The organism is Dysgonomonas sp., assembly GCF_035323175.1.
Taxonomy (GTDB): domain Bacteria; phylum Bacteroidota; class Bacteroidia; order Bacteroidales; family Dysgonomonadaceae; genus Dysgonomonas.
Genome location: NZ_DAOKYH010000007.1, coordinates 65,031 through 90,558, shown reverse-complemented (window position 1 = coordinate 90,558; position 25,528 = coordinate 65,031). Strand labels below are relative to the sequence as shown.

General features: G+C 38.2%; 22 protein-coding genes. 6 read left to right on the top strand and 16 right to left on the bottom strand.

Going from position 1 to position 25,528, the window contains the following annotated elements; all coding sequences use genetic code 11:
* Positions 1-2: 2 nt before the first annotated feature.
* The 3 genes from PKC55_RS10210 to PKC55_RS10200 all read right to left on the bottom strand — a co-directional run bounded on the left by PKC55_RS10210 (position 3) and on the right by PKC55_RS10200 (position 2,994).
* Positions 3-734: a glycosyltransferase gene (locus tag PKC55_RS10210; RefSeq protein ID WP_291124701.1), complete on the bottom strand. Its 732-nt coding sequence runs from the start codon at positions 732-734 to the stop codon at positions 3-5.
* A gap of 76 nt (positions 735-810) precedes the next feature.
* On the bottom strand, positions 811-1,278 hold the full coding sequence (locus tag PKC55_RS10205) for a MaoC family dehydratase (protein ID WP_291124703.1): 468 nt from the start codon (positions 1,276-1,278) through the stop codon (positions 811-813).
* Between the two features lie 66 nt (positions 1,279-1,344).
* Positions 1,345-2,994, bottom strand: coding sequence for an ArnT family glycosyltransferase (locus tag PKC55_RS10200; protein WP_291124705.1), 1,650 nt, complete (start codon positions 2,992-2,994; stop codon positions 1,345-1,347).
* Positions 2,995-3,140: 146 nt separating this feature from the next.
* Between PKC55_RS10200 and PKC55_RS10195 the strand changes: the two genes are divergently transcribed.
* On the top strand, positions 3,141-4,685 hold the full coding sequence (locus tag PKC55_RS10195) for an ArnT family glycosyltransferase (protein WP_291124707.1): 1,545 nt from the start codon (positions 3,141-3,143) through the stop codon (positions 4,683-4,685).
* Between the two features lie 106 nt (positions 4,686-4,791).
* Here the strand turns inward: PKC55_RS10195 and PKC55_RS10190 are convergent, their stop codons facing one another.
* Positions 4,792-7,254 (bottom strand): beta-glucosidase, encoded by a 2,463-nt coding sequence (locus PKC55_RS10190; protein WP_291124709.1) that lies wholly within the window; start codon positions 7,252-7,254, stop codon positions 4,792-4,794.
* Between the two features lie 31 nt (positions 7,255-7,285).
* Entirely contained in the window at positions 7,286-9,610 is a 2,325-nt protein-coding gene (locus PKC55_RS10185) for a TonB-dependent receptor (protein ID WP_291124711.1), read from the bottom strand.
* A gap of 198 nt (positions 9,611-9,808) precedes the next feature.
* Here PKC55_RS10185 and PKC55_RS10180 point away from each other — a divergent pair, with 198 nt between their 5' ends.
* The 5 genes from PKC55_RS10180 to PKC55_RS10160 all read left to right on the top strand — a co-directional run bounded on the left by PKC55_RS10180 (position 9,809) and on the right by PKC55_RS10160 (position 15,700).
* Positions 9,809-10,570, top strand: a complete 762-nt coding sequence (locus tag PKC55_RS10180; protein ID WP_291124713.1) for an NUDIX hydrolase — start codon at positions 9,809-9,811, stop codon at positions 10,568-10,570.
* A 225-nt stretch (positions 10,571-10,795) separates the two neighbouring features.
* Positions 10,796-11,536, top strand: coding sequence for a hypothetical protein (locus PKC55_RS10175; protein WP_291124715.1), 741 nt, complete (start codon positions 10,796-10,798; stop codon positions 11,534-11,536).
* Between the two features lie 35 nt (positions 11,537-11,571).
* A complete protein-coding gene (locus PKC55_RS10170; protein WP_291124717.1) occupies positions 11,572-12,930 on the top strand; it encodes a TolC family protein in 1,359 nt (452 codons plus the stop codon).
* A gap of 32 nt (positions 12,931-12,962) precedes the next feature.
* Positions 12,963-14,042 carry an HlyD family secretion protein gene (locus PKC55_RS10165; protein ID WP_006844279.1) on the top strand — a complete coding sequence of 360 codons (1,080 nt, stop codon included), beginning with the start codon at positions 12,963-12,965 and terminating at the stop codon, positions 14,040-14,042.
* Entirely contained in the window at positions 14,039-15,700 is a 1,662-nt protein-coding gene (locus tag PKC55_RS10160; protein WP_291124720.1) for an MFS transporter, read from the top strand. Before PKC55_RS10165 ends, PKC55_RS10160 begins: the two co-directional genes overlap by 4 nt.
* Here the strand turns inward: PKC55_RS10160 and PKC55_RS10155 are convergent.
* The 11 genes from PKC55_RS10155 to PKC55_RS10105 form a co-directional block, all read right to left on the bottom strand.
* Positions 15,693-16,559, bottom strand: a complete 867-nt coding sequence (locus PKC55_RS10155; RefSeq protein WP_291124722.1) for an AraC family transcriptional regulator — start codon at positions 16,557-16,559, stop codon at positions 15,693-15,695. The two genes, PKC55_RS10160 and PKC55_RS10155, sit on opposite strands and share 8 nt — an antisense overlap.
* A 361-nt stretch (positions 16,560-16,920) precedes the next feature.
* Positions 16,921-17,157 (bottom strand): hypothetical protein, encoded by a 237-nt coding sequence (locus tag PKC55_RS10150; RefSeq protein ID WP_291124724.1) that lies wholly within the window; start codon positions 17,155-17,157, stop codon positions 16,921-16,923.
* A gap of 121 nt (positions 17,158-17,278) precedes the next feature.
* Positions 17,279-17,926 (bottom strand): succinate dehydrogenase cytochrome b subunit, encoded by a 648-nt coding sequence (locus PKC55_RS10145; RefSeq protein WP_291124726.1) that lies wholly within the window; start codon positions 17,924-17,926, stop codon positions 17,279-17,281.
* Between the two features lie 12 nt (positions 17,927-17,938).
* Complete coding sequence (locus tag PKC55_RS10140; protein WP_324372911.1) at positions 17,939-18,784, bottom strand: VIT1/CCC1 transporter family protein; 846 nt, start codon at positions 18,782-18,784, stop codon at positions 17,939-17,941.
* A 36-nt stretch (positions 18,785-18,820) separates the two neighbouring features.
* Entirely contained in the window at positions 18,821-19,231 is a 411-nt protein-coding gene (locus PKC55_RS10135; RefSeq protein ID WP_291124729.1) for a flavodoxin family protein, read from the bottom strand.
* A 16-nt stretch (positions 19,232-19,247) separates the two neighbouring features.
* Positions 19,248-20,351 (bottom strand): radical SAM/SPASM domain-containing protein, encoded by a 1,104-nt coding sequence (locus PKC55_RS10130; protein ID WP_324372908.1) that lies wholly within the window; start codon positions 20,349-20,351, stop codon positions 19,248-19,250.
* 7 nt (positions 20,352-20,358) lie between these two features.
* Entirely contained in the window at positions 20,359-20,841 is a 483-nt protein-coding gene (locus PKC55_RS10125) for a glutathione peroxidase (RefSeq protein WP_291124887.1), read from the bottom strand.
* Positions 20,842-21,146: 305 nt separating this feature from the next.
* Positions 21,147-21,560: an organic hydroperoxide resistance protein gene (locus PKC55_RS10120; protein WP_291124733.1), complete on the bottom strand. Its 414-nt coding sequence runs from the start codon at positions 21,558-21,560 to the stop codon at positions 21,147-21,149.
* Between the two features lies 1 nt (position 21,561).
* Positions 21,562-22,017, bottom strand: coding sequence for a ferritin-like domain-containing protein (locus PKC55_RS10115; protein WP_291124735.1), 456 nt, complete (start codon positions 22,015-22,017; stop codon positions 21,562-21,564).
* A 242-nt stretch (positions 22,018-22,259) separates the two neighbouring features.
* The gene (locus tag PKC55_RS10110; RefSeq protein ID WP_291124737.1) at positions 22,260-23,858 is read right to left on the bottom strand and encodes an ATP-binding cassette domain-containing protein; all 1,599 of its coding nucleotides are present in this window, start codon (positions 23,856-23,858) and stop codon (positions 22,260-22,262) included.
* Positions 23,851-25,524: an ATP-binding cassette domain-containing protein gene (locus PKC55_RS10105; protein WP_291124739.1), complete on the bottom strand. Its 1,674-nt coding sequence runs from the start codon at positions 25,522-25,524 to the stop codon at positions 23,851-23,853. The genes PKC55_RS10110 and PKC55_RS10105 overlap by 8 nt, the downstream gene beginning before the upstream one ends.
* Positions 25,525-25,528: the final 4 nt, after the last annotated feature.

Genomic DNA, 25,528 nt, shown 5'->3' with positions numbered 1-25,528 from the left:
TATTAATTTATATTATCGGAGGCAATAGTATAGTTTATATATCTTTTCTTCATCCATCTGTAAGCAAAGCAATCCATGAAAGGGCCTGTCAGCCTGTTCCACAAATGGAATTTAGACTGCCCGGCCATTCTTTCGAAATGACGGACAGGTATCTGCTTTACTTTTCCGTTCTGTAATTGGATAAGGGCAGGGAGGAAACGGTGCATGCCTGTAAACAACGGAATGCATTTGGCATAACCGGTATTCATTATTTTCAACGGACAACCGGTGTCTTCAACGCCATCGTGTGTCATCATGCGCCGAAATCCGTTTGCTATTTTAGACGATAGTCTCTTCCCGAAACTATCCTTACGCCCGCTTCTAATACCCATCACCAATTCATATTCGTTGCGAAAAGGGAGGAGCAATTCAAAGTCTTCGGGGATAGTTTGCAAATCGGCATCTATATACCCGACAAAAGCAGATGCTGCAACATCAATACCGGCTTTTATAGCTGCACTCAAACCGTTATTCTTAGTAAAGCTGATATAAAAAAATGCAGGATTACGGCTGCATATATCTATAATCAATTGCAGGCTGTTATCCTTCGAACCGTCATTGACAAAGAGTACACAAGTACGCACCGAAGCTTTCTCTATATATTCGCCCATAACCTTATCCAGGCGGTCGATATTATCTTCTTCGTTATAGACAGGTACTATTATACAAAGTTCGTAAGCACTTATTCTGTTCATAAATAATATACAAGTATATAATTGAATTTAAAATGGTATTCTGCCTCAAAGATCCGGTTGCATTACACAACGAAACTTAATTGTTAAAATAGTACAAGAATATAAAAGTCGCTTCAAATGCCGGCTTTGAAGTATTCTTTATTTCCATCACAGCTTTCATTTCAGCCTTGGTAATACCTCTCAGGTTTGTCAATGAATTCAATTTGACTTTGATCCTGATTTCGCTGTCTACTTTTACGGGTTGGCCGTATTTCAGTTTCTCTATACCGTAATTGACCATCATCTTTATGTTATTTACCTTCACTATTTGATCCCATAAGTAAGGTAAAACCGAGATTAACAGATACCCGTGCGCTATAGTTGATTCATAAGGGCTTTCTGTCTTAGCCCGTTCCGCATCACAATGTATCCATTGATGGTCTAAGGTTGCATCAGCAAACATATTGATGCGGTCTTGCGTAATCTGAAGATAGTCGGACATTCCAATTTCTTTACCGACATATTGCTCAAAATCCTGATATGAATTAATTATAACTCTATTCATAAAAACGAGATGGTTTAAGTTATACAATTTTATTATTTATATTGATCTTTGTCTCCTTACCTTACCTTATCTTATGATAGCAACCTGACGGACTAATTCCTGATTATATCTCTTGGTATTCGCTTTTCTCCAATTATTATCAAAAGTGTCTATAAATTCTACCCGAACATCTTTTTCCCTGAAAATATCATCAATCGGAAGCTTGCTTACAAATACAAAAGGTTTGTTTTTAGATATTATGGAATCGTTAGATATGTCCAGAGGTCTGATTGTCTTGTTTGCTTCGTACACGAGCTCCATTCTCAGGTCTTCATTTTTGTTGTAGAAAAACGGTAAATTCTGAACCTTATCATTCTTTCTTAACATTCTGATACTATGTCTTTCGGGGTTTATAAACATCTGCCCGACAGGAATCAGGCACAGCCCTTCTATCATTATCATGGTAATTACAATAGCGCCGATTACATTCACTACTCTGATTCCTCTTTTGTCAAGAATAGATTTGAAAATATAAAAGCATAATAACCAACTGATAATAGATGTAATAATGAGCACCGGTAATGATATTTTATCTTCCCTGAAAAATAGAATATACAATCCCACTGGCAGGGCTATGAGTATAATAGCAATAATAATTGCATTTGCCTTGAATACGATCTTCTCATACTTAGTATTCAGGTTTTTAATCGAATTATACAGATACAAGGCTATGGTTATAGCACCGGGAATAAGTATAGGAAGTAAGTATCTGGTTTTTTTCTCCGGTATGAGGGAAAGCAGTATTAATGAGGCCAGAAACCAAATTACGGCAAACTTATATTCTTTCTTCATAGCAACATTTTTCTTGACAAAGAAGAAAATAAGCGCTGTAACCAAAAACAATGCCCATATCCCGGCTTCGGCAGGAAATTGCCAATAATAATAAAACGGACGCACATTGTGACTGATCCATGACGAAGATTCTTTTTGAGCAACAGCCAATAATGCGTCTTCGTGGAACATATAAATATATAGTACCCAGCTGAAAGATACAATTAGAGTTACAGCAACCATAACTGCCAAAGGCACTATCTTCCTCTTTACATTCGGTTTATAAGTAATTATATAACTGAGAATAAAGGGTAAAAGCAGGGCATAGAAAGAGACAGGCCCCTTGCCAAGGAAAGACAGGCCCATAAACAAACCGGAGAGCATAAAACACTGCCAATAATCAGATTCTCTTTCGAAACCTGTAACCATAAAATATATCGCTCCCAACATAAAACTATGGCAATATATATCCCATGTGGCATTTCGTCCCATGAAAACGATATTAAAGCATGTTGCCAGAACCACTGCGGAAAGAAAACCGATAAGCTTCTTCCCTGTAAGCCTCGCCGAAAGAAAATAAATGAAAAGAACCATTATAGTAGCCATCACTCCTGCGGCGCATCGCTGTGCAACTAAAGAGCCTGGTATCACGTGTTCTATTGCTGCAGCAATCCAGGTCGGCAATGGAGGTTTTGCTATTCGCAACTCCCCGTTCATTGTCGGCATCAGGTAGTTTCCTTCACGAACCATCTCCTGTGCTGTAGCCAGATTACGGGATTCCATCAAATCAGCGGGAATGACTTCATTATTAACGAAGAAAGCAAAAAAGCAAATCATAAGGATGCACAATAAATGAAAGCTGTAGCTTTCTTTCATCATTGTATTCAACTTTACTACATATTGCATCTCTTCTTCTTTTAATGTATTGAGGGTTAAAAATACAACTTCAATTTTGTAGAAATTTTGAATTTTATCTCTTATCTCTATTGATTCTAAATTTCTACAAAATCGGGACTCTAACTTCGTATTTCATTTATAAATAAATTCAGTGTATGAAGTCATGGCATTATTTACTAATATTCCTTTCATTAATACCCATAATTCTACTGAGAGATTTCACTCCCGATAATGAGTTGCGCTATATAAGTATTGTGAATGAAGCTATAACGAATGGTAATTTTTTCCATTTCACTAATCATGGCAATATCTATGCTGACAAACCTCCCCTTTATTTTTGGATTATTATGTTAGGGAAATGGTTGCTTGGCGAACATCAGGTGTGGTTTCTTTCCTTATTTTCTATTCTTCCGGCATTCATTATCCTGTATCTGATGAACAAATGGACTAAAGATGAAATGGATGACAGATACCGTACAGTCACCTCGTTAATGCTGATGACTTCAACCTTTTTTCTGGGGGGCACTCTTGTTCTGCGAATGGATATGCTTATGTCCATGTTCATACTCCTTGCCCTATATACCTTTTACAGGATGTACAAAAAAACGGCAAATAAATACGATGGCTGGTTATTCCCGTTCTATATATTCATGGCAGTATTCACCAAAGGGCCAATGGGTATATTGATTCCCTTGTTTTCGACAATCGTTTTTCTGATACTAAAAAAAGAATTCAGGACGATTGGTAAATATTGGGGATGGAAAACATGTGGTTTCCTTGCGGTTACATTTGGCTCATGGTTTCTGTTAGTTTGGCTTGAAGGAGGAAACGCATACCTGAACGATCTGCTTTTCAACCAGACTGTCAATCGGGCAATTGATTCATTTCATCATGAGAAGCCGTTTTATTATTACATAATAACTGTCTGGTATTCACTGGCTCCATGGTCCTTACTCTTTTTTGCGGTGATACTGACGGGTATGTGTAGGAAGATGATAAAGACAGACTTAGAAGTTTTCTTCGCAACTGTTATTCTCGTTACATTTGTGATGCTGTCGGTCATCAGCTCCAAAATAGAAATCTACATGCTTCCGGTTTTTCCGTTCATAGCTTATCTCACAGGAATATTACTTTATAAAATAAAATGGAGCAAATGGGCTACATTGGCAATAACGATCCCTTCTGTGGTATTAACAATAGCTCCGCTGTTATTAAATAAAATCCCGATGGATAATTTTGTCCAAATCGAAAACACATCCATAGTATATGCCGTGCCAATCCTGTTAACGATAAGCGGCATAGCAGCATTATACTTTTTGTACGGTAGAAAAGATAAGTACAAATCTATATATATACTGTCATTCAGCATCTTAATAGCATTATTCATTCTGGGCTTAGCTATTCCTTCCTTCAATAACGAGATTGGCTATAGAGAGTTGTGTATGAAAGGAATAGAGTTGAAAAAGAAAGAATCCGGAGCACAATACTACATGTATAAAATCAGGCGTGGCGAAAATATGGATGTATATCTTCACGAACAGGTTGTACCGGTATCTGTTGATGATATCGTTTCATCCAAATATGCAGGATCTGTCCTTTTTATAAACAATAAGTGGATTGAAAAAGACAATCGGTTGAACTCTTTTTTAAGGAATAAACAGAGAATTAAGGTCGGCAAAAATTCGGCAATCAAGCTTTGAAGCGATATAATCCGAATATATTCCGGTTTTCTATAAAAAGAAAACAGAGAACTATGCCTCGCTTGAGGGCATAATTCTCTGTTTATTCAACTATTATTCTTTACCTTTATGGTTTCATATCTGCAAAGTCGGCTTTATTGTTAAGCACATTGTTTACTTTCTCAACAATGAGTTTTGCCGGAACCGTAAATGTAACTGTTTGTTTTGCTCGCAGCGAAGAAGAAGCTATTTCTACTTTATAAGTACCCTGATCGGCAACCCAAGCCGAAGCCTGAGGAACAAACGATGCTAAATCTTTCGGAGTCAACTTAAGAGTTACCGACTGCGTTTCGCCGGGTTGAAGAAGCTTTGTTTTTGCAAATGCTTTCAATTCTTTTGCCGGTTTATCGACACTGCCTTTCGGTGCTGACACATACAGTTGAACAACTTCTTTGCCTGCTACGCTACCTGTATTTTTAATGTCTACCGTAACATATATCTCCTTCTTGAATTCTTTATGGCTAACTTTCGCACCCGAATAGTCGAAGTTTGTATATGACAGGCCGTAACCAAACTCATATGCCGATTTTACATTGAATGTATTGAAATAGCGATATCCCACATATATACCTTCTTTGTACATAACCTCAGCTGGTTTATCAAGCGGTAAGCCCTGAAAATCGGCAGCCGTAGAAAAAGGTATATCTTCATATTTCACAGGAAAAGTCATAGACAATCTTCCCGAAGGGTTTACCTTACCCGACAATACATCTGCCACCGAGTTTCCGGCTTCCTGTCCCGGTAACCATGCCGAAAGCATAGCATCAACCTTATCTTTCCAGCTTGCAGTTTCAATAACACCTCCTACATTGATGATTACTGCTACTTTTTTACCTTGAGCATGGTATATTTCCGATACTTTTGTTATCAGGTCCAACTCTTGCTGCGACAAGTAAAAATCTGAGTTGACTGCTCTATCATCCATCTCTCCCGAACTTCGCCCGATTGTGATGACAGCCACATCATTTGCTTTTGCAGTTTCTTTTATCAGCGATTCTTTTAGTTCTGGTTGAGGCATCAAAGGTATCAACATAAATGGGTTCTTTTGTCTCTGGACCTTTACGCTTTCAGTCTCTTTTTGAACGAAAGGAACATAAATTCCTTCCAGTTTTGCATCTAACTTATAGCCGGCATTCACCAAGCCTTTATCTAACGGAATCGTATATGCTTTGTTCACGTCTCCGCTACCGGTGCCGCCTACAACAAAGTTGTAGGAAAGGCTTCCAAATAACGCAATATTCTTTATGTCTGTACTTAGAGGCAATACCCCATTGTTCTCCAGCAATACCATACTCTCGCTAGCTACCTGACGTGTCAGTTTTGCATGATCCTCCAGGTTGGGTTGGCTTGAGTATTTATAGCCTTTCATTTTAGGAGATGCAAAGATGGCTGTCAATACGCGTTCGGCACAAATATCCAGTTCCCGCTCCGATAATTTCCCTGATTTCAGGTCATCTTGCAGATTTTGTATCTGTGGACGAATCCCGGGCATCAGCAGATCATTTCCTGCTTGTATTTGTTGTGATGTAAAATTCTCAGCCAAACTTGGGCTGTCATCCTTATTTGCAGATAAGTTCGATACATTGCTGTAACCGCCAAACCAATCGGTCATAACAAGCCCTCTAAAGCCCCACTCATCACGAAGAACGGTAGTCAGTAAATCATAATCAGCCGAAGTATAAGTACCGTTTATCTTATTGTAAGACGACATAATTGTTGCCGGAGCAGACTCTTTGACTGCTATCTCAAAACCTCTCAGATAGATTTCGCGCAAAGCCCGCTGCGAAACATTGACGTTTAATCCCATGCGGTTCTTTTCACTGTTGTTAGCCGCAAAATGTTTCAGAGACACTCCTACGCCGTCGCCCTGTATACCCTGCGTCATGGCTGACGCTATTTTCCCGGCAATAACAGGGTCTTCCGAATAGTATTCAAAGTTACGCCCGCAAAGAGGGTTACGCATAATATTCAGTGCCGGAGCCAACTGAACATCAGACCCATATTCTAATATTTCGTTACTCATTGCCTTGCCTACAGCCTCTACCAAATCAACGTCCCAGGTAGATGCTAATGCTACTCCAACAGGAAATCCCGTTGCGTAATATGTTTTTGTATCACCTGTGCGGGTGGGGCTGATGCGTATCCCTGCCGGGCCATCGGTCAGGACAATAGCCGGCAGACCATATTTAGGCATTGGCATCGTTGTTCCTGCAGAACCCGGTAACAGGTAATCTTTTTTATCGACGGAAACGATTGGATTCAATTGATCAAACCCGGATAACATTTCAAATCCGGCCATACCCGTACCCATCACGATGCTGATTTTTTCATCCACAGTCATCCTTGACAGTAAATCTGCGGTCCGTCTGCTATTGGGTAAGCGTGTATCTTCATAAGGTTGTAGTTTACCATCCTTGTTCAGGTCTGCAAACGTTTTACCGTCTACTACTATTGTAGCAGGGTTTTGTGCCGATATGCTCACTGCTGCACAAAATGCAATAGCGGCAATACTTAAAAACTTCTTTTTCATGATTAAATATATTATTTAATGATTTAGAATTTTAGAATCTGTAATTCAATCCGAATTCAACCGTAAACGGACGAATATATGAACCGGACATTACTGTATAGTTCTTTTTGGCAGCATCCGCATCAGTCAGTATCAAATCGGCATCACTGATAGAGCCTGATGCTCCTTTCTGATTAAACAGATTGACAAATGTACAATTCACATCAAAATGCTTGTTAACCTTATAACTGGCTCCGGCAAACGTCTCCCAGCGTGATGCAAAATGAAGGGTATTCGGTTTATTCATATACTCTTTACTGAAGTAACGGGCACTTGCCCACACTCTCAGGTCGTTCCATGTATAGCTGGGGTCTACTTCTATCAGGACTTTTGAAATACCTGTTACTATTTTATCACTAAAGTCGTAGCTGCTTACCGTGCCATCTGCAAATTTCACATCTCCTGCGAAGTTTTTATATTTAGGTGATTGAATAGTTAGCAATAAGTGTAAGTCAAACCCTTTGAATGGTTTTATGATAGCATCGGTTGTCCAACCAATCGTTTCGATATCATAGTGAGTCATAGGGCGTTCTATCTGACTGGGGTTATTCGGGTTAGAGAAGTTTACCGTAGAACGATATTCATCCCGATTGATATAGGTGGCTTTTGATACAAGACTTACAAGCGGATGATTGTAATACAACCCGAAGCCGGCTTCCGGTATTTTAGATTTTTTTAGTTCCGGATCGGCTCCTGACGAATAACTTTCCAATTGTCCTCCCTGTTCGTTATAATTAGCCTCGCCCAACAAACCGAATTTATCGGTTATCTTATATACGGCATTCAGTGTAAATGCTTTCTTGAACCAATTATCATCAATCTTTATTTTAGGCCCATTTATGGTTGTATATGGCAAACCTGTACCCGGATCCATTTGACTTCTGTCCAAACGGTCGCCCCTTACGGTATGGTATTCTAATCGGATACCTCCGGTCAATGTCAACTGAGGTATTACATCCCACTTATCTATGGCATAGAAAGCGTGCTTGTTTTCATGCCCGTTGTGATATTCCAATGCAAGATTATCATTGTAATTTCCTGAAGAAGAATTATGAGTCACACCTTCGGGTACCCATGACGAGCCATCGTAATTATAGCGGCGCAGTTTTCTTGGATTTGCTGCCACTTCCTGATAATACTGCGTTGTTTCGGTTGTGAATTTATCAATATTGTAGTACCATTCCTGAATGCCAACTTTCCAATCGTGATTTCCCGATTTTTTACCTACCTCAAACTGAGAGGTAAATGAACGGATTGGTGTGCGTGGGGTGGCTAGTATAAATACACCTTGTGCATCGCCTATATATGGGGTACCGTCTTCGTATTCGTATTTTACGTTCGAAGCTCTGTCTCCGGCCGCATCAATCCCAATATTATATGGAATATATATCCCCGACCGGGCCGCGTGATAACGCATGATGAGATTGACATTCAGTCCATTATTCAACGTGTTTTTACTGATAAAATCTATTGTGTTAGACCTTGATCCATAATCATTTAATACATCCCTTGTTTTTTGATTACCTGTGAAGGCATCAATGAGCGAAATCCGTCCGGATTCTTCATAATATGAATCACGTCCTAATTTAAAGTTATCCAATTCTTCCACTTTCCCATCGGTTCTATAGATGAACGGACTATTCTTGATCATTATATCTTTTGAATTTGTGTACTTGTATAACACAGAGGTAGTACCTGTTACCCAAGATAATTTATAATCTTGAGACAATGCGGCTTTATACATTTGTGTTTTGTCGGAGTAATACCTGTAAACACCTCCGTTGGGCTTAAATGTACCCGGATCAAGATTGGAATACATTCCAAGAGAAAACTTTAATCCTTTTTTGTTGATGGGGCCACTCACGTTAAGGCTGTTACGTAACAATCCATAATGGTTGGAATTGAAAGACCCTGTTCCCTGAAATTCGCTTGTGCCCAGATTGTCAAATGTGCCCACCGAGAAACCTACGTCGCCTACATTAATGGCTGTTTGTCCAAGATCCAGCAACTGAAAACCATTTGTCATGGCATCGGTGCGCCATGCTTTTGTGGGAAATTCGGGCCAGAAGAAATATACCACAGGCAGACCGTTTTCCAATACCGTTGTCCCACCCACACTGGCCGGCAAACCAATATTTACATTACGGGGTCCGGTATTATTTGATGCATTAAGCATCACATTACGGTCATTCTTGAGTCCTTCTTTGGGCGTTCCAATTGTATCAGATGCAACTTTTTCTTGTGCAAAGAGCTGTTTCCCAGGCATGCTGATCAATGATACCAAAAGAATACTTAAGCAAAATACTTTTTTTTTCATGATATTCAAGATTAGATTATTTATTAAAATAGAATGTATGAATATGTTTCAGGGTGTACTTTGTACATACAGATGACAAAAGAAGTGATTTTTTTAATAGTATGTACAAAGTACACTCTATTTTTCACATGTTATAAAACACATATTAATTCCAAATTAAAAGTAGAGTGCTACCTTTGGCTAAAAATTAGATATTACATGAATAAAGAGAAAAAATATCAAGATCTCTATATTGATCAAGAGACAATGGAAAAAATACACCCTGCATTTTCTATTGATTGTGTTATCATAACATTTCACGAAAAGAAATTGAAAGTATTATTAAACAAATTCGATTTTATTGACAAATGGATGCTCCCCGGTGGTTGGGTACAGAAAGACGAGGATATAGATACTGCTGCTCTAAGAATATTGAAAGAACGGACAGGCTTGGAAAGTGTGTATCTGATGCAATTCCATTGCTTTGGAAAAGCAAACCGTACCAATCTGGAAGAAAATAAAATGATCCTTGAGGCTTTGGGCGAACTGACAGATGAAATGCTCAAATTGTTTGTAACACGCTTTATATCTGTTGGTTATTTTGCCCTTGTAAAGTATGATGACATCGTTATCGAAGACCGTAAAAGTGATATTTATCAGTGGGTTGATTTAGATAATATCCCGAAACTTTATACCGACCATAATTACATAATAGACAAAGCTATAAATATTATCAAACTACTTATCGACTATCTCCCTATCGGTTACCGGCTATTACCCGAAAAATTTATACTTCCCGACCTGAGAGCTATTTATGAAGGCATACTTGGAGAGCAGATAGATAAACGTAACTTTCAGAAGAAGATGCTTTCTTCAGGCCTGATAAAAAGACTTGATGAACGGAAAGAAGTGAATACATATCCCAATCCTTATTTTTATGTTTTCAATAAGGAGAAATTTAAGGATTTTGATTGGATATAGTTATTTTCAATTTAAAGAATTTAAAGTCCGGTAAACTGGTTTCCTCGTATTCTTCATTACTTCTCCCTTTAAAGATATAAACAACGATATATCACTAAAATAAGGTCGTGTACTTATTTGCCTGTCCTCATATTTTGATGGCTATTGGAATAGCTTTGAGGAAAAATAGATAAGTAGTTTAATGCCGAATCATCATTTCTTTGCATTTAGAAAAATGATTTGCAGATGTATATAAATGCTATCGGATATTACAGAAGAGAAGATTGCTTAAAAAACAATATCAAGCATGAAATGCAGACTCGGGGAAAAGACATCCGATCTTGCCACAATGCGATAATCCATTCGTTGCCACACCTTCCATATGATCTGACAGCAATAGATCTGATCATATTCATGTCGGATACAGGAGCCGATGAGATCCTCCGTTTTATAAAACAAGAGTTTAGTTCGTTAAATATAAAAATGTTAACGATACCTCCAGACTCCACTATAATCAATTCTGTCGAATTGATTAATTCATATTTTTTATCGAAGTTGTCAAACAAAGCATTACTGATTTACATAGCAGAAGAGGTTGTCACTTGCTTCTTCTCTAATGAAAGGATTGCAGCAAAAGAAGGCCGGCTGATCAGTATTTCTCATGCCCCTATCGAGCACAAACAATCAAGATCTTTATACATGAGTTATGCCAGATCGACGTTAGAAATGAATGGATACTTTCTTTCCGATTTATCTTACTTAATATTTAATGATTCAAAGGATAAAGTAATCAGAAATGCCATTAATTCTTTAAATATTCCGGAAGATAAGATTTTAGTAAATACAGATAAACCAATAAGTAAACCCATCGACTCATTCTTAGCTTTAGCACAAAACTATAAAAACTTTAAAACAAATGATCTTATTTATATCCTCGTTTTCAGGGAGCGTATCCTCATGGGTTCGTTCCTGTTGGAAATAGAATAAACATTATATTTTGAAATATGCATAGAATAAAAAATATGAAAAGATTATCACTATTTATTGTTACCACACTATTCGTCAATACATTTATTATGGCACAAGATAATATACTAACGCTGGATGAATGTATTAGGATAGGAATAGAGAATAACTTGTCGCTTAAAAGCCAATCGGAAGAAATCCGAAAAGCCGGCTACGAACACTCCGCAAGCCGGACCAAATTATTACCTGTAATCAACGGCTTTGGAAATTTTACAAATAATGTAGATGTAGGTACCAGTGTTACTGATGGATCCCGGATGGGAACCATGTTAGGGATAGATATGCCCTATATGACAACACAAGGCTTGAGATACAATACCTCGGTGGGGGCACAACTCTCGATGCCTTTATATAACCAAACCCTCTATACCAGTATCTCTATAGCTGAAAAGATGAAAGAACTGACACACTATTCATACGAAAAGGCGAAAGAAGATATTACCATCGAAATATGCAAAATATATTATTTGGCACAAACAACCGTTGAGCAAATCCGGCTGACGGATGAAAATATAGCTCGCCTGAAAGCATTGGCCGATATAACCCGTGCTTTCTTTGACAACGGTATGGCGATGGATGTGGATCTGAAACGTGTTAATATCAATATAGAGAACCTGACCGTACAGCGCGAAAATGCAAAAGCAATGTACCAACAGCAACTGAATTTGCTGAAATATATTCTAGATCTGCCTTTAGAGTCTGATTTTGGACTCGTATATGTCAGTGCAGACGAAATGACTGTGCCTGAATTGTCCGGTTTATCGAAAGATCTGAACGAATTTAAAATACTCTACTCACAAAAAGATATAGTCGAAAAACAAAAGAAAGCTATTAATCAGGGCTACATTCCCACATTATCATTAGTGGGGCAGTTATCTTATACGAACTATACTGATCATTTTGATAATTATTTCCATTCCAATAACTCTAACAGCCTGAATAAATGGTACAATTCTTTTTATTGGGGCGTATCTCTCAATATCCCGATTTTTGACGGATTCAGCAAACAGTTGAATCGAAAAAAAGCAAATTCGGATTATATAAAAATAAGATTTCAGATTGAAGATACAGAGAAAAAAATGCAAACACAATACGATAATACAATTAATGACTGGCTGAATAATTATAGGAATTACACCAAACAAAAAGACAATTATTCGTTGGCCGGGGATGTATATAAAGTTACAGCTGACAGATATAAAGAAGGAATAGTATCCATGACTGAATTATTGCAGGATGAGATGAGGCTGACCGATGCGCAGAATAATTTTATCAATGCACATTATAGTTGTAGGATCACCGAGCTGCAGCTGTTGAAGTTAACAGGCAAACTGGACGAGCTTTCAAACAAATAAATTCCGTTTAATAATATTAAAAAAGAAATCATATGTCAGAGTCAAGCAATCATAAAAAGGAATTGAGAAAATTAAGGATACTACGTACCACCCGTTGGTTTATGAGTGCAATAGGATTAGTTATTATAGCCGTGGGAATCTATTTTGCAATTGATGTATTTCTCCATTTTAAAAGCAATGAGGTAACAAATGATGCCCAGGTAGAGCAATATGTTTCGCCTATTAATGTAAAAGTTCCCGGATATATCCATAAAATTTATTTTATCGAACATCAGTTTGTAAAAAAAGGAGATACGCTGCTTGTCATAGACGATCGCGAATACCAAATAAGGCTAAAAGAAGCCGAAGCTTCTTTGCAAGATGCAATGGCAGGCTCACAGGTTATAGATGCCAGTGTAAATACATCGAAAAGTAATATTATAGTTTTCGATTCGAACATCGAAGAAACGGAAGCAAGATTGAGAAAATTAGAAACCGATTATACGAGGTATCGGAATCTATTGTCTCGGAATGCAACTACACCGATACAAGTGGAACAAATAAAAACAGATTTAGATGCTACAACTGCTCGTTTGAATGCACTCAAACAACAGAAAAGGACAGCAGAATCGTCTTCTGACGAAGTCCGGAAACGGAGAGGAAACTCAGAGGCTTCTATCCTGCGGGCCTCGGCAGCATTGGATATGGCTAAGCTCAACTTGTCATATACAGTTATTACTGCTCCCTGTGACGGGTTTTTAGGACGCAGGGCATTAGAGGAAGGGCAACTGGTCAATGCCGGGCAAAATATGACATACATCATTCCCAATACCCAAAAGTGGATAGTGGCAAATTTTAAAGAAACACAAATTAAGAATCTGTATATTGGACAAGATGTGACTATTACGATTGATGCATTTGACAAGAAAGAGTTTAAAGGAAAAGTTACAGAAATATCTAATGCTACCGGAGCAAAATATTCGCTGGTGCCGGCAGATAATTCGACGGGTAATTTCGTGAAAATACAACAACGGATTCCGATACGTATCGAATTTGACAATCTGTCGTCCGAAGATAATATGAAGTTAGCCGCCGGAATGATGGCCGTAGTAAATGCAAAAGTAAAGAAATGAAAAGATCGAATTTCCCTTTTCATAGCTGGGTTCCCAAACCGCTGGGCATATTTATTTATATTCTCATGTTTGTCCCCGCTTTATTTATCAGTGGAGCTTATACAAGTAATGTAGGCGAAATGGTAGGTAGCCTGGGCATCATGACCGAACATATACAGTATGCCAATTTTGCCACAGCCGTGGGGATGGTTGTTTTTACGCCGTTCACAATTCTGTTTCTGGAAATAAGGCGTTCCAAAATGACTTATCTGCTGGGACTAACGGTTTTGGTCATAATAAGTTATATCTGTGCCCGAACAACTTCGATACCAATGCTTATGATATGTAGTTTTTTCACGGGATTCATCCGTATAATACTTATATTCAATACATTGTTCGGTCTATTGGGCTATATAGCGGGGAGAGACATCGTACCATTGCTGAAACCTTCGACAGAGCAGAGACCTGAAGAAATGGAAGAGAAATTCGAAAAAATAAAGGCGATGGCATTGCCTTTTTTATACTTGTTCTTTTTGACGATAGGCCAGCTCGGCTCATTTGTAACAGCATGGCTAGCCTTTAGCTTTCAGTGGCAGTATGTGTACTATTTTATGATTGCAATAGCCCTTATTAGCCTCTTATTGGTAGAGGTCACCATGGTCTATCAGAAAAGAATAAAGCCCATACGCCTGACTCTGATTAAATTTGGAGATACCGTATGTGCGTCACTGTTATTATTATCATTTAGTTTCATTTTTATATATGGCAAAACACTGGATTGGTTCGACAGCCCGCTGATAAATTACTCTTTAATTATATTATTTATATCTACTGGTGTATTTCTCATTTTAGAAATGTATGGTAAGAGACCTTATTTAGACTTAAAGATATTCTCTTTCCGGAATGTCATCATTGCATTGTCTGTGTTTGTTATGCTCATGGTATTGAATTCTAGCTCGATGCTTGTGAGTACATTTGTCGGCATATCGATGAAAATTGATAATTGGCAGAATGCAGTATTAAGCAATTATAGTTTGGTGGGGTATATGATTGGAGCCATAATTGCTTTTTTGATGGCAAAATGGAACATGCACTTCAAATACATCTTTAGCATAGGTTTCCTGTGTATAACAATTGCTGCGGCATACATGTATTTTCAGGTACAAAGCATGGGATTATACGAAAATATGATTTTTCCTGTTATTATTCGTTCAGCAGGCATGCTTATTCTTTATGCTATGGCCGGCATTTGGGGGATGCGCAAATTGAATATGGTATATCTCACCACCTGGATATTTGTAATGTTAGCCTTCCGTTCGGTTATAGGACCTGTTTTAGGTACATCTTTATACACAAATGTATTGAATGAAAAGCAGTTGTATTATGCCAGCCGGTTATCTCAAAACGTAGACATGCTCAATCCTGAAATTGCAGGAACGTTTACGCAAACCCAAATGGGCAGTATGCTGCAAGGCAAAAGTGTAGAAGATGCTCAGATAATGGCGACACAATCGGTAAAAGGGCGAATACAGATTCAAACCACTTTGGCGGCGTTAAAGGAGATATCGGGCTGGACTATTTACGGTGGAGTTGTCTGTATCGTTGTCGTTCTCCTGATACCTTATTCACATCACAGGCACGGCAAGAAAAATGATAAAAAAAAGGCGGAAGTTAACTGATACGGTATTCCTTAGGTGTCATGCCTGTATGTTTTTTGAAATATTTGGCAAAGAAAGACGGATTGGTGAAATTAAGTGTATCTGAGATTTGCAATATAGTTAAATCAGAATTCTTCAGTTGTGCTTTGGCATCCAAGATTACTGCTTCATTTATCATATCCAGAGCAGATTTTCCTCTAACTTCTTTTATTGCAGCACTTAGGTATTTGGCTGATATACATAACTTATCGGCATAGAAGGAGAGTATTCTTTCTTCTCTGTAATTCTTCAAGAGACATTGTATAAATTGATGGCATATCGTTTCCTTTCGGTTTCGTATTCCTTTGTCGTCGCCGTCTTTACTGTTTTTTTTCAGTTTGATTTCCCATATCCGTAATAATCCGTAGATGAGAGTTGACATCAGTCCTTGGATGACTTCTGTTGCAGGATTAGATTGCTGTCTTTCATATATCCTCTGAAATATCTTACAATAGTCCAAGAATAAATCACGGTCTGCTTTCGATTCGATATTTAATACGGGATTATCCATAATAGTAGATAAGTGAGGCATTAGCGACTGGATCAGGCCTATATTATTCATATATCCCGGCATCATGACCAGATAGTATGCATCGAACTCATCACTATAATTATTCATCTGAATGATGCTATTGGGGAAAACGGTGACTATCGATTCTTCCGTAATTGTGTAATTCTCCAAATTAATAGACATATCACATCTTCCTCTAAGGATAAGCATAAATAATCCAGCGTTTAATCTGGCGGGGTATTTATATTTCTCTATTTGCTCTTTATTCAGATTGGAATAAAAAGAAAACTCTTTGGGCAATACTACAGAACGTATATTCTGAATTTTCATTCTTGAAAAATTGAATTAAGGTCGCAAACCTATTATTTATTATCTATCCGTGTATAACTATCACTGGTTAAATATATCATTAAATACTTACTTTTACTTAATGATCAAAGATATATTTTCTTTTCATAATAATTTATATCAATTATGTAAAGTGTAATAGGTAAAATATATTCAGTAAAGGATAGAAATATATAAATTAAAACAAGTAAGGTCACAGACCTATTTATTGTCCGCCCAAGTGCAAATATAACAGTTAGTTATAATTAAAGAGCGCAGTATTAAATATTGTTTTTTACTTAATTTACTGCAAATCCAACAATAAAAATTCAGATTCAAATGTTCATTTTCGGTCTTTATACTATTATTTTTTAATAAGCAGGAGTCTGCTTCCGATAAGCTGTCCGGCTACAGCCAACCCTATAAAAAGTGGAATTGCTATTTTAGGTGTATCTAACCAAATTCGCAGAGGTATGATTAGTGGTATGGAGGCGTGTATCATAAGCCACCACATAACGGTCATTTTTTGATATCTTGTCCGGTATTTACCCAAAAAAATATTGGTTACCAGTGAAACCACTGACACTATTGCTATATTCATAAATTCATATGATTTTATATTAAGGTCTCAGACCTATTTATTATCCATCTAAGTATAATGCTGACTGTATGTTACGATTTGGAAATATATCATTAAATACTTACTTCTACTGAATAAGGAGCTATGCATCACCAAATCCCAAATAAAAATACACCGGGATAAGCAGGTAACCGACCATGATTACATGGGAATAAATTACGGCAATCTTTTGTAAACGGGGAATCCATTTGTTATTGGTGACTCCTATCGATTGAAACATACTCCAGAAACCGTGAGTGATATGGAAGCACAATGCGACAATCCAGATCACATACATAGCGACATAGAAACCATTTGAGAATAAAGTTTTCACCAGGTCATAAGGATTCTCGCCTTCATTCCCTATAAAATGTTGCAGTTGCATCTTTGCCCAGAAATGGCTTAAGTGAATTACCAATAGACCCAACACAATCAGTCCTAATGCCAGCATATTCTTAGATGCCCATGATACTTTGGTTTTACTTTTTACCCCATAACCGACAGGCCGGGATTTTCTGTTTTGAATCGTAAGGATAATTCCCATGACTACATGTACTACAAACCCGAGAGCTAAAACCGGAACCATGATCTTAATAAAAATATTCTCATCCATAAACCTACAAGCCGTTTCGTAGGCTTCGCGCGAGATTAAGGATGTGAGATTAATTGCTAAATGAAGGGTTAGAAATATAATGAGGAACATCCCGCTTAGACTCATTATTATTTTTTTTGTTATCGATGATAATTTCATATTTATTTTGAATTAGACATTTATATCAAATATTTGGTTTACAATCAACCCGACAAAAAAACTGATGAATGCTACACTCAGGCTAATTGATAACATTTCTAAAAAACGTTTTTTGAAAGGAATTCCTCTTGCAACAGATACATACCAATTGAATGCTGCTATAATTGAGATGGCTATGCCAATTGTTAAAAGTAATGCGATAAAGACGTTTTTAACTATCAGATAAGGAACTATCAAAGCAATGACTGTTGTGATATATGCAATTCCTGTGTAGAATGCCGATGTAGTGGGCTTTACTTTACCACTGTTTTCTGTTTTGGTTGATAAATACTCCGAACCTGCCATAGAAAATGCGGCAGAAATACCTGTAATAATACCAATAGCGGCTATCATTGGAGAGTTCTGGATACCTAATGTAAGTCCAGCAAGCACACCGGTTAGTTCTACTAAAGCATCATTTAGACCAAGTACAATAGAGCCGAGATAATCAAGAGGCTTATCCTTTAACATCTCAAGGAGCTTGTCTTCATGCTCTTTTTCAGTATGATACATTTCTTCCGCTTCCGGAAAGTCTGACCGCATAGCACCGTATGCCTGAACACCTCGGTGAGAATTCCGTTCCAACAATTTTATTCCAAATGTAAGACCAAAGCATCGGACGAGAAATATATAAAATGGAACTTTCCATTTATGTGGGCGGATTTCCTGCCTTGTATATGACTTCCAGATATTAGCCTGCCGTTCCTCTTCTTTTGCTATCTGCAACAATATGGCACGATTGTTTTCATCTTTTTCAAAACCCGCAATCCGGTAATAAATTTTCGCTTCGGTTAATTCTGCACGTTGCGCTTTTAACATCTTATTATGAAACCCTATAGTCACCATATAGAAACATTATTGTGTAATAATTTTCTTTGTGAACTTTCTTAATTCTTCTAAATCTTCTAAATTTGGCCTACCTCTGTGTAACAGGGCAAATTGCCCTCTACAATGAAATTCCCGTTCATCCAAAGGTATATTCTTTTTTTCCAGAAGTCCCTTTATCTGGGCATATGAAGAACTAAGGATTGCAGCTGAGCTGAAAATTACAATATTCTTCACCCGCCCATCCAATGTTGATATAAAATCTTTTACTTTATTGTCTATTCCGGCCATATAGACAGCACTTCCCAGAAAAAGGATATCCTCTTCTTCTGTTATAGGCACATCTGTGGTTTCTGCTTTAACTCCGGTTACACCCGAAACTGCCGCTGCCATCTTTTCCATGTGCCCTGTTCTTGAAAAGTATCTGATAGCTATTTTCATATAATTATTATTTTTATTATTCGACACTCAACATGCCTCTGACTTGTTCTTCATTTTCGAATAGAGTACAACCGCCCGTATGTTCCCCGCCAACCAACCCTGAATCCCTTAACTTTGCAAAGAATGGCGATCTTAATGCTTCCTTCAATCCGGTTTGAACAACGTTTCTATCTGAATACGGAGAGAAAGGGCAGGCTTCTGCTCTGCCGTCGGGGCTTATGTGTAAAAAGCCTCGCCCGGCAGCCAAACATCCGCCCATAGCTTTTTCATCACCGGGAAAAGACAGGAATATCACATCGTTACAGGAAATTCTGAGCTTCTCCAGATTCGTTTCCATTTTGGCAATTCCATCTTCATCTAAGGCCAGGTGGATCGTATCGGGGTCTGTTGGAACATACTCAATGTAAAATATGATTTTACAGCCAAGATCTTTGAGCAGATTTACATAATACAAAGAGGTGACCGTATCAAGGTTTTCGGATGTAACGGTAATTGATGTTCCGTAGAATAATCCTTTTTCTTTCAATAGTTCCATTGAATGAATAACCCGGTTAAAAACTCCTTGTCCACGCCTGTTGTCCGTATTCTCTTTACATCCCTCAAGGCTTAATACAGGAATCAGGTTAAGGTGCTGTGAAAAGAAGTTAATATATGACCCGGTTATCACTGTTCCGTTTGTAAATATAGGGAAGATCATATCTTCGACTTCAGAGGCTGCTTCCAATATATCTTTTCTTAAGAGCGGTTCCCCACCGGCCAAAAGATTGAAGTTTATTCCCATCTGTGCCGCTTCAAGGAATATCTTTTTCCACTGATCTGCTGTGAGTTCTTCTCTCTTATCCTTCTCTGCCGTTCCACATACCTTATTGGTGCGAGTATAGCATCCTTTGCAGCTAAGGTTGCAATCTATGGCGATACTTGATATAAGAAACGGCGGAATATGGAGATTCTCTTTTTCGCTATAACTCTTCCTCTTTTTTTCCGACCGCCCGAATACCGTTTGCATCCGGAATACAAATAGTGATTCCTTCGGGTTATTAAATACTGCTTTGTAAGCATTGGACATCAGATTCTTCATCCCGTTGTTCAGGTATGTGTCCAATGATAATTGATTATCCATTATTGAGTCATCCATTCAGTAGATCAACAATCTTATTTTCCAATGAGGACGGATTTTTTAGTGGACTGAATCGCTTGATTGTTTTACCATCTCTCGAAATCAGAAATTTAGTGAAGTTCCATTTGATCTTCTTTCCGAATAAACCTCCGGCTTTATCTTTCAGAAACTTGAAAACAGGAGAAGTATATTCCCCATTGACATCTATTTTTTTCATCAACTGAAATGTAACCCCGAAGTTCAGTTCGCAGAAAGATGCTATATCCTGATCGCTTCCCGGCTCCTGATGACCAAACTGATCGCAAGGGAAACCGATGATGACTAAGCCCGAATCTTTGTATTTTTTATATAACTCTTCCAAGCCTTTATACTGAGGTGTAAATCCGCATTTACTGGCAGTATTTACAATCAAAAGAACTTTTCCTTTAAATTGGGCGAAGTCTATTTTTTCGCCTTTATTACTTTTTGCCGTAAAATCATAAATTGTTTCCATATCAATCATATAGTTAAATAGAAAATATCCAACCGATTCGCCAATACGCATATAAAGCCTGTAACCATTCCATAGCAGATTCATATAGCCTGATTATGTTTTGCCTGTTTGACTTACTTTTCATAGTCGCTGGATTTTAATGTTTTAATTTAAAATTTATCGCGATACACAAAGGTAGCGAACACTAATATCTGAACACTTAAGATTAACTTAGGATAATCTTAAGATTTGCTTAGGGCTTGAACCAATAAAAAAATAAGAATCTGCAATTTTTTTGGATTATAGGATTTATTTTATTCCCCCAATTATATTAATTCAATACTTACATCAATATTTCCACGGGTGGCATTGGAGTATGGGCAAACCTGATGAGCTTTGCCAATTGCTTCCCCGGCTTGCTTTGGTTCCAAGCCCTTGATCTCTACCAATAACTTTACAGCTAATCCAAATCCTCCGTCATCATTAGTACCGATACTTACTTCTGCTGTTACCGTTGTACTTTCGGGACGGAGTTTAGACTGCCGAAAAACTAAATTTAGCGCACTGTCGAAACAGGCAGCATAACCTGCGGCAAACAGTTGTTCCGGATTAGTAGCTCCACCGCGTCCACCCATTTCTTTTGGAGTTTGTATATTCAAATCTATCATCCCGTCATTTGAACGGACTTTGCCGTCTCTTCCACCTGTCGCTGTTACGATGGCTGTATATAATGCTTTCATATTATATTTGTTTTGCCAGATAGTTTTGTATTCCGATTGATTCGATAAAATCAACTTGCTGCTTAAGCCAGATTGCATGTGCTGTTTCTTCTATCATATAATCTGTAAAGAAGTCTTTCGTTACAATATCAGGTTCTGCTGCCCGTAAAGACTGCTCTAACTCTTTCAAGCCTTCATATTGTTGTTGGCACTCATTTCTTAGCTGGTTTTCAACCTCTGGATATACAGGATATGGTGTGATTTCAAAATCCGGTGTTCCTCCTAATTCGATTATTCGGTTGATGATTTTTGCAACATTTACCATTTCTTCGTTGTATTCGTCCATCATGCGATTACCTAATTTGACATATCCTTTTTGGATATTGATTGTGGCATGTATAAAATGTTGCTGTGCTCCGCCTAAAATTCCGGATGCTACTTCTTCCAATAGCTGCAATGTTTTTTCTTTATTCTCCATCCCTTTAATTATTAATCTATTGAATATTAAATAATTTATAATAAACGAAGGTAGGTATAAGAACGATGGCAATGCTTAAGATTTGCTTAGGATCGTTTTAGGATTTGCTTAAGATTTGAACTAATAAAAAAATCCTTGTTTTAGAGTTACAAGAGTTCTCTTAGATAAAATAATTATTAATGTAAAGATTATAAATCAATTATATGATTGTATATTTATTTCACCACCTATAAAGCTCATATTTAAATTCTTACCACTTTATCCGCTACAGATTCAAAATCTTTCAGATGTGTAGCCATCAGAATGGCGATATCGGGATATAACCGTTTGATATTTCTAAAAATGGCAATCGCATTTTCGGAACTGATGCCGGCTGTGGGTTCATCTACTACTAGCAGTTGTGGCTCTTTAAGCAAAGCCTGCGCCAGCAATAGTTTCTTTCGTTGTCCACCGCTCAAGGTTTCGCCGTTTTCGCCTAACCAGCTATTCAAACCTTTAGGCAACGACAAACGCCAACTTGCTAAATCGACTATTTCTAATGCCTGTTCAATGGCTTCGTCGGAATATCCTTCGAAATTTTCACGCAGCGTTCCGGTAAGCAGATACGCTTTTTGAGTAACGTAAATACATTCAGGAACAGGCAAATGTATCAATTCCTCATCGCCATTCCATATCAATAAACCATTTTGGCAGTATTCGGGATAAAAAAGACTGTTCAGCAGGGTGGTTTTCCCTTTCCCGGTTTCTCCGAATAGTGCAACCCATTCTCCTTTTTTTATGTTGAACGACACTTCGCAGGTGCGTACAGATGTTTCCGGGATTTTCGCACTCACATTCTTTAAACTTAAATTTTCAAGAACGGAATGAACCCGTACCGTTTCAACAGGCTGTTCACCTTGCCCGATAATCGTGCCAATATCCTTAATTTGGTGTGCAACCGAACTTTTTTCCGATTTTCCCGAAAAAAGCATTTCAGACAATTCGGCTTGCGCCATTATACCAAAGAAAATACCGATTGCCAGAGGAGCATCTATACCATAATTACCCGAATCCCAAAGCAGAAACGTAGCTATATAACTAACGCCAAGCCCGGCGATCAGTTGTAGATAAAATGAATTATTCTGCAACTTATTTTCCAATCGTTCGATCTGCAATAACTTTTGTTCGTGCTGATTGATGGCTTTTTCGGCCATGCTGTATTTCGAAATTTCTATTCGTCCTCTGAAACTCTGTATAAGCGCCTGATTGTTTTCTTCGCGGCACATTTTCAATTCTTCGTAGAGTTTGCTGTTTTTCCGGAAGAAGAATTGCGGGATGATAAACAGAAGAATTGCAGATGAAATCAAAAACTCGATAGCGATAACTTGCGAAAATACGATAAGAAAAAAGAAGTAGATACTAAGCGAGAGAATAAGCGCAGTAAATGGTAAAAGCCACAAAAGGATATGGTTCAATATCTGATCGATGCCATATGTACTGTTTTCGAGCAACGCCGAGTTATTGTTGACTTGTTTTCTGAAATAAGGAAATTTGGCTACCGATTGAAATATTTTCAGTTGCAGGCTTTGCTGAGCTTCGAGCGTAGTTTTATGATTTTCTAGCCGTTCGAAATATCGTGTTGCCGTGCGCACCAGTGCCAGTAAACGGATAATGGCCGACGGAATCAGATACGAAAATGCAGTGTTTGCCGTAACGAACACCACACTACAAATAGCCAAAAACCACCCCGAAATGGCAGGGAGGGCTATGAATGCCACAGTCCAGAGCAGCAACAGAAAGATACCTTTCAGCCATCTGCCTGCTAAGGGATGCAATATATACTTTACGATAAATTTATTCATACTTCATCTGTTCTCCCCAATTTAAGTTTACGATTTTGTCAGCTATGGTGTCGAACATTTTTTCGTGCGAAGCAACAATTACCAAGCTGTTTTGGGCCAGTTTCATAATCTGTGGAAGAATGATCTCGACAGTATCGGCATCCAAATTTGCCGTAGGTTCATCCAATATGGCCACCGGTTTGGGATGCAGCAGCATCCGTGCCAGTGTAACCAACTGCTTTTCACCACCCGAAAGTTGTTTTCCATTGTGGCTTAATTCAGTTTGCCAACCGTTTTCTTTTTTAGCTAATATTTTGTCCAAGAATTCGGGATATTGGCCGTTTATTGTGGCCTCTTTTTCCAAAAAAACATTGTATCGCAGCGTTCCGTCAAAGATGAACGGAAATTGATTCATATACGCCGTATTTTCTTTCAGCCACTGATGCGACCATCCATTTTCTTTTCCATTTACCGAAACAGAACCCTCTTGTACAAACAAGCTTCCGGCAAATATTTTCAGTAAGGTTGATTTTCCCGAACCTGAAATGCCTTTCACCAGCACCAATCCTTTCGTCGGTAGTTTCAGATTGATGTCGTGTAAAACTTTTACAGGCGAATCGGGATAAGCAAAATTCAAACCTCCGATTTCAAGCATATTAAGCCTTTCACTTATGTTGGATAGAGGTTTATCAATGTCTTCGTTCAGTATCGGCATCACCAATTTTGCCGACGCCAAGGCTCTGTTGCGGTCGTGATAAGCACTCACGAATTTCCGCAGGTAAAAGAAAAAATAAGGGGAGAGGGTAAGCAGAAACAACGCGGTACGGAAATCGTAACCTTTCCCGTAGCTGGGACCCGGCATAATACCAAGAAGGCTCATCCCTAAATAAATAGCAATGGCTGCAATGCAAATTGTAACAAAAAGTTCCAGAACGGCCGACGACAGGATGGCAACCCGCATCACATTGGTAGTCGCTTTATTCAATGCCCTACTTTTTTCCGACAAAAACCGGTATTGTGATTTGAAGTTGTCTAAATTGACAATTTCGGCGATGGTCTGGAGACGGTTGTAGAAAACTGCGGAATATTTCACAAAAAGATTGATATGTTTTTTGTGAAGTGCTTCGGCTCCCACACCAATGACAATCATCTGCATGGGAATAACCAAGAATGAAACTAACAGTATGACAGCAACCCACTTTTCCATCCAGAAACTTACAACAAACAATAATACACTAACCAAAACAGACGCAATGGAATATGGAATAAAAAAAGCGAAAAAGGGCTTTAAATCGTCACTTATCCTGGTAACGAACAAAGTGCTCGATATGGAATCCTGCCGGCTGTTGCCTAGCAATCTTGGATAAAGCTCTTTTTTTATTCGGGATACGATGATATTGCCGGCTTTGTAGTTGAGCTGCGATGCAAAATGAGCAAGAACGTATCGTCCCGTCAGGAACACCGAAGCATACAGCAAAACATTGGGGTTAACCACTCCGTTGTCGAGCCACGACGCTGCAAATCCAGAGAAATACCAACAAAAAACAACAAAACATCCAGCACTGAAAATAGTGAGTGCCGAAGCTAAAATATATGTGCCTTTTGCGACAATAATCTTTTTACCCAGCCATCGGGAAGCATTTGCCTGATTAGTAATTACTGATTGTCTCTGGTTCTGACTTTCCATTGTA

Bases quoted from the DNA above. Each gene is read 5' to 3' on its own strand.
- PKC55_RS10210 (WP_291124701.1), bottom strand. From the start codon at position 734: ATGAACAGAATAAGTGCTTACGAACTTTGTATAATAGTACCTGTCTAT.
- PKC55_RS10205 (WP_291124703.1), bottom strand. From the start codon at position 1,278: ATGAATAGAGTTATAATTAATTCATATCAGGATTTTGAGCAATATGTC.
- PKC55_RS10200 (WP_291124705.1), bottom strand. From the start codon at position 2,994: ATGCAATATGTAGTAAAGTTGAATACAATGATGAAAGAAAGCTACAGC.
- PKC55_RS10195 (WP_291124707.1), top strand. From the start codon at position 3,141: ATGAAGTCATGGCATTATTTACTAATATTCCTTTCATTAATACCCATA.
- PKC55_RS10190 (WP_291124709.1), bottom strand. From the start codon at position 7,254: ATGAAAAAGAAGTTTTTAAGTATTGCCGCTATTGCATTTTGTGCAGCA.
- PKC55_RS10185 (WP_291124711.1), bottom strand. From the start codon at position 9,610: ATGAAAAAAAAAGTATTTTGCTTAAGTATTCTTTTGGTATCATTGATC.
- PKC55_RS10180 (WP_291124713.1), top strand. From the start codon at position 9,809: ATGAATAAAGAGAAAAAATATCAAGATCTCTATATTGATCAAGAGACA.
- PKC55_RS10175 (WP_291124715.1), top strand. From the start codon at position 10,796: ATGTATATAAATGCTATCGGATATTACAGAAGAGAAGATTGCTTAAAA.
- PKC55_RS10170 (WP_291124717.1), top strand. From the start codon at position 11,572: ATGAAAAGATTATCACTATTTATTGTTACCACACTATTCGTCAATACA.
- PKC55_RS10165 (WP_006844279.1), top strand. From the start codon at position 12,963: ATGTCAGAGTCAAGCAATCATAAAAAGGAATTGAGAAAATTAAGGATA.
- PKC55_RS10160 (WP_291124720.1), top strand. From the start codon at position 14,039: ATGAAAAGATCGAATTTCCCTTTTCATAGCTGGGTTCCCAAACCGCTG.
- PKC55_RS10155 (WP_291124722.1), bottom strand. From the start codon at position 16,559: ATGAAAATTCAGAATATACGTTCTGTAGTATTGCCCAAAGAGTTTTCT.
- PKC55_RS10150 (WP_291124724.1), bottom strand. From the start codon at position 17,157: ATGAATATAGCAATAGTGTCAGTGGTTTCACTGGTAACCAATATTTTT.
- PKC55_RS10145 (WP_291124726.1), bottom strand. From the start codon at position 17,926: ATGAAATTATCATCGATAACAAAAAAAATAATAATGAGTCTAAGCGGG.
- PKC55_RS10140 (WP_324372911.1), bottom strand. From the start codon at position 18,784: ATGTTAAAAGCGCAACGTGCAGAATTAACCGAAGCGAAAATTTATTAC.
- PKC55_RS10135 (WP_291124729.1), bottom strand. From the start codon at position 19,231: ATGAAAATAGCTATCAGATACTTTTCAAGAACAGGGCACATGGAAAAG.
- PKC55_RS10130 (WP_324372908.1), bottom strand. From the start codon at position 20,351: ATGGATAATCAATTATCATTGGACACATACCTGAACAACGGGATGAAG.
- PKC55_RS10125 (WP_291124887.1), bottom strand. From the start codon at position 20,841: ATGGAAACAATTTATGATTTTACGGCAAAAAGTAATAAAGGCGAAAAA.
- PKC55_RS10120 (WP_291124733.1), bottom strand. From the start codon at position 21,560: ATGAAAGCATTATATACAGCCATCGTAACAGCGACAGGTGGAAGAGAC.
- PKC55_RS10115 (WP_291124735.1), bottom strand. From the start codon at position 22,017: ATGGAGAATAAAGAAAAAACATTGCAGCTATTGGAAGAAGTAGCATCC.
- PKC55_RS10110 (WP_291124737.1), bottom strand. From the start codon at position 23,858: ATGAATAAATTTATCGTAAAGTATATATTGCATCCCTTAGCAGGCAGA.
- PKC55_RS10105 (WP_291124739.1), bottom strand. From the start codon at position 25,524: ATGGAAAGTCAGAACCAGAGACAATCAGTAATTACTAATCAGGCAAAT.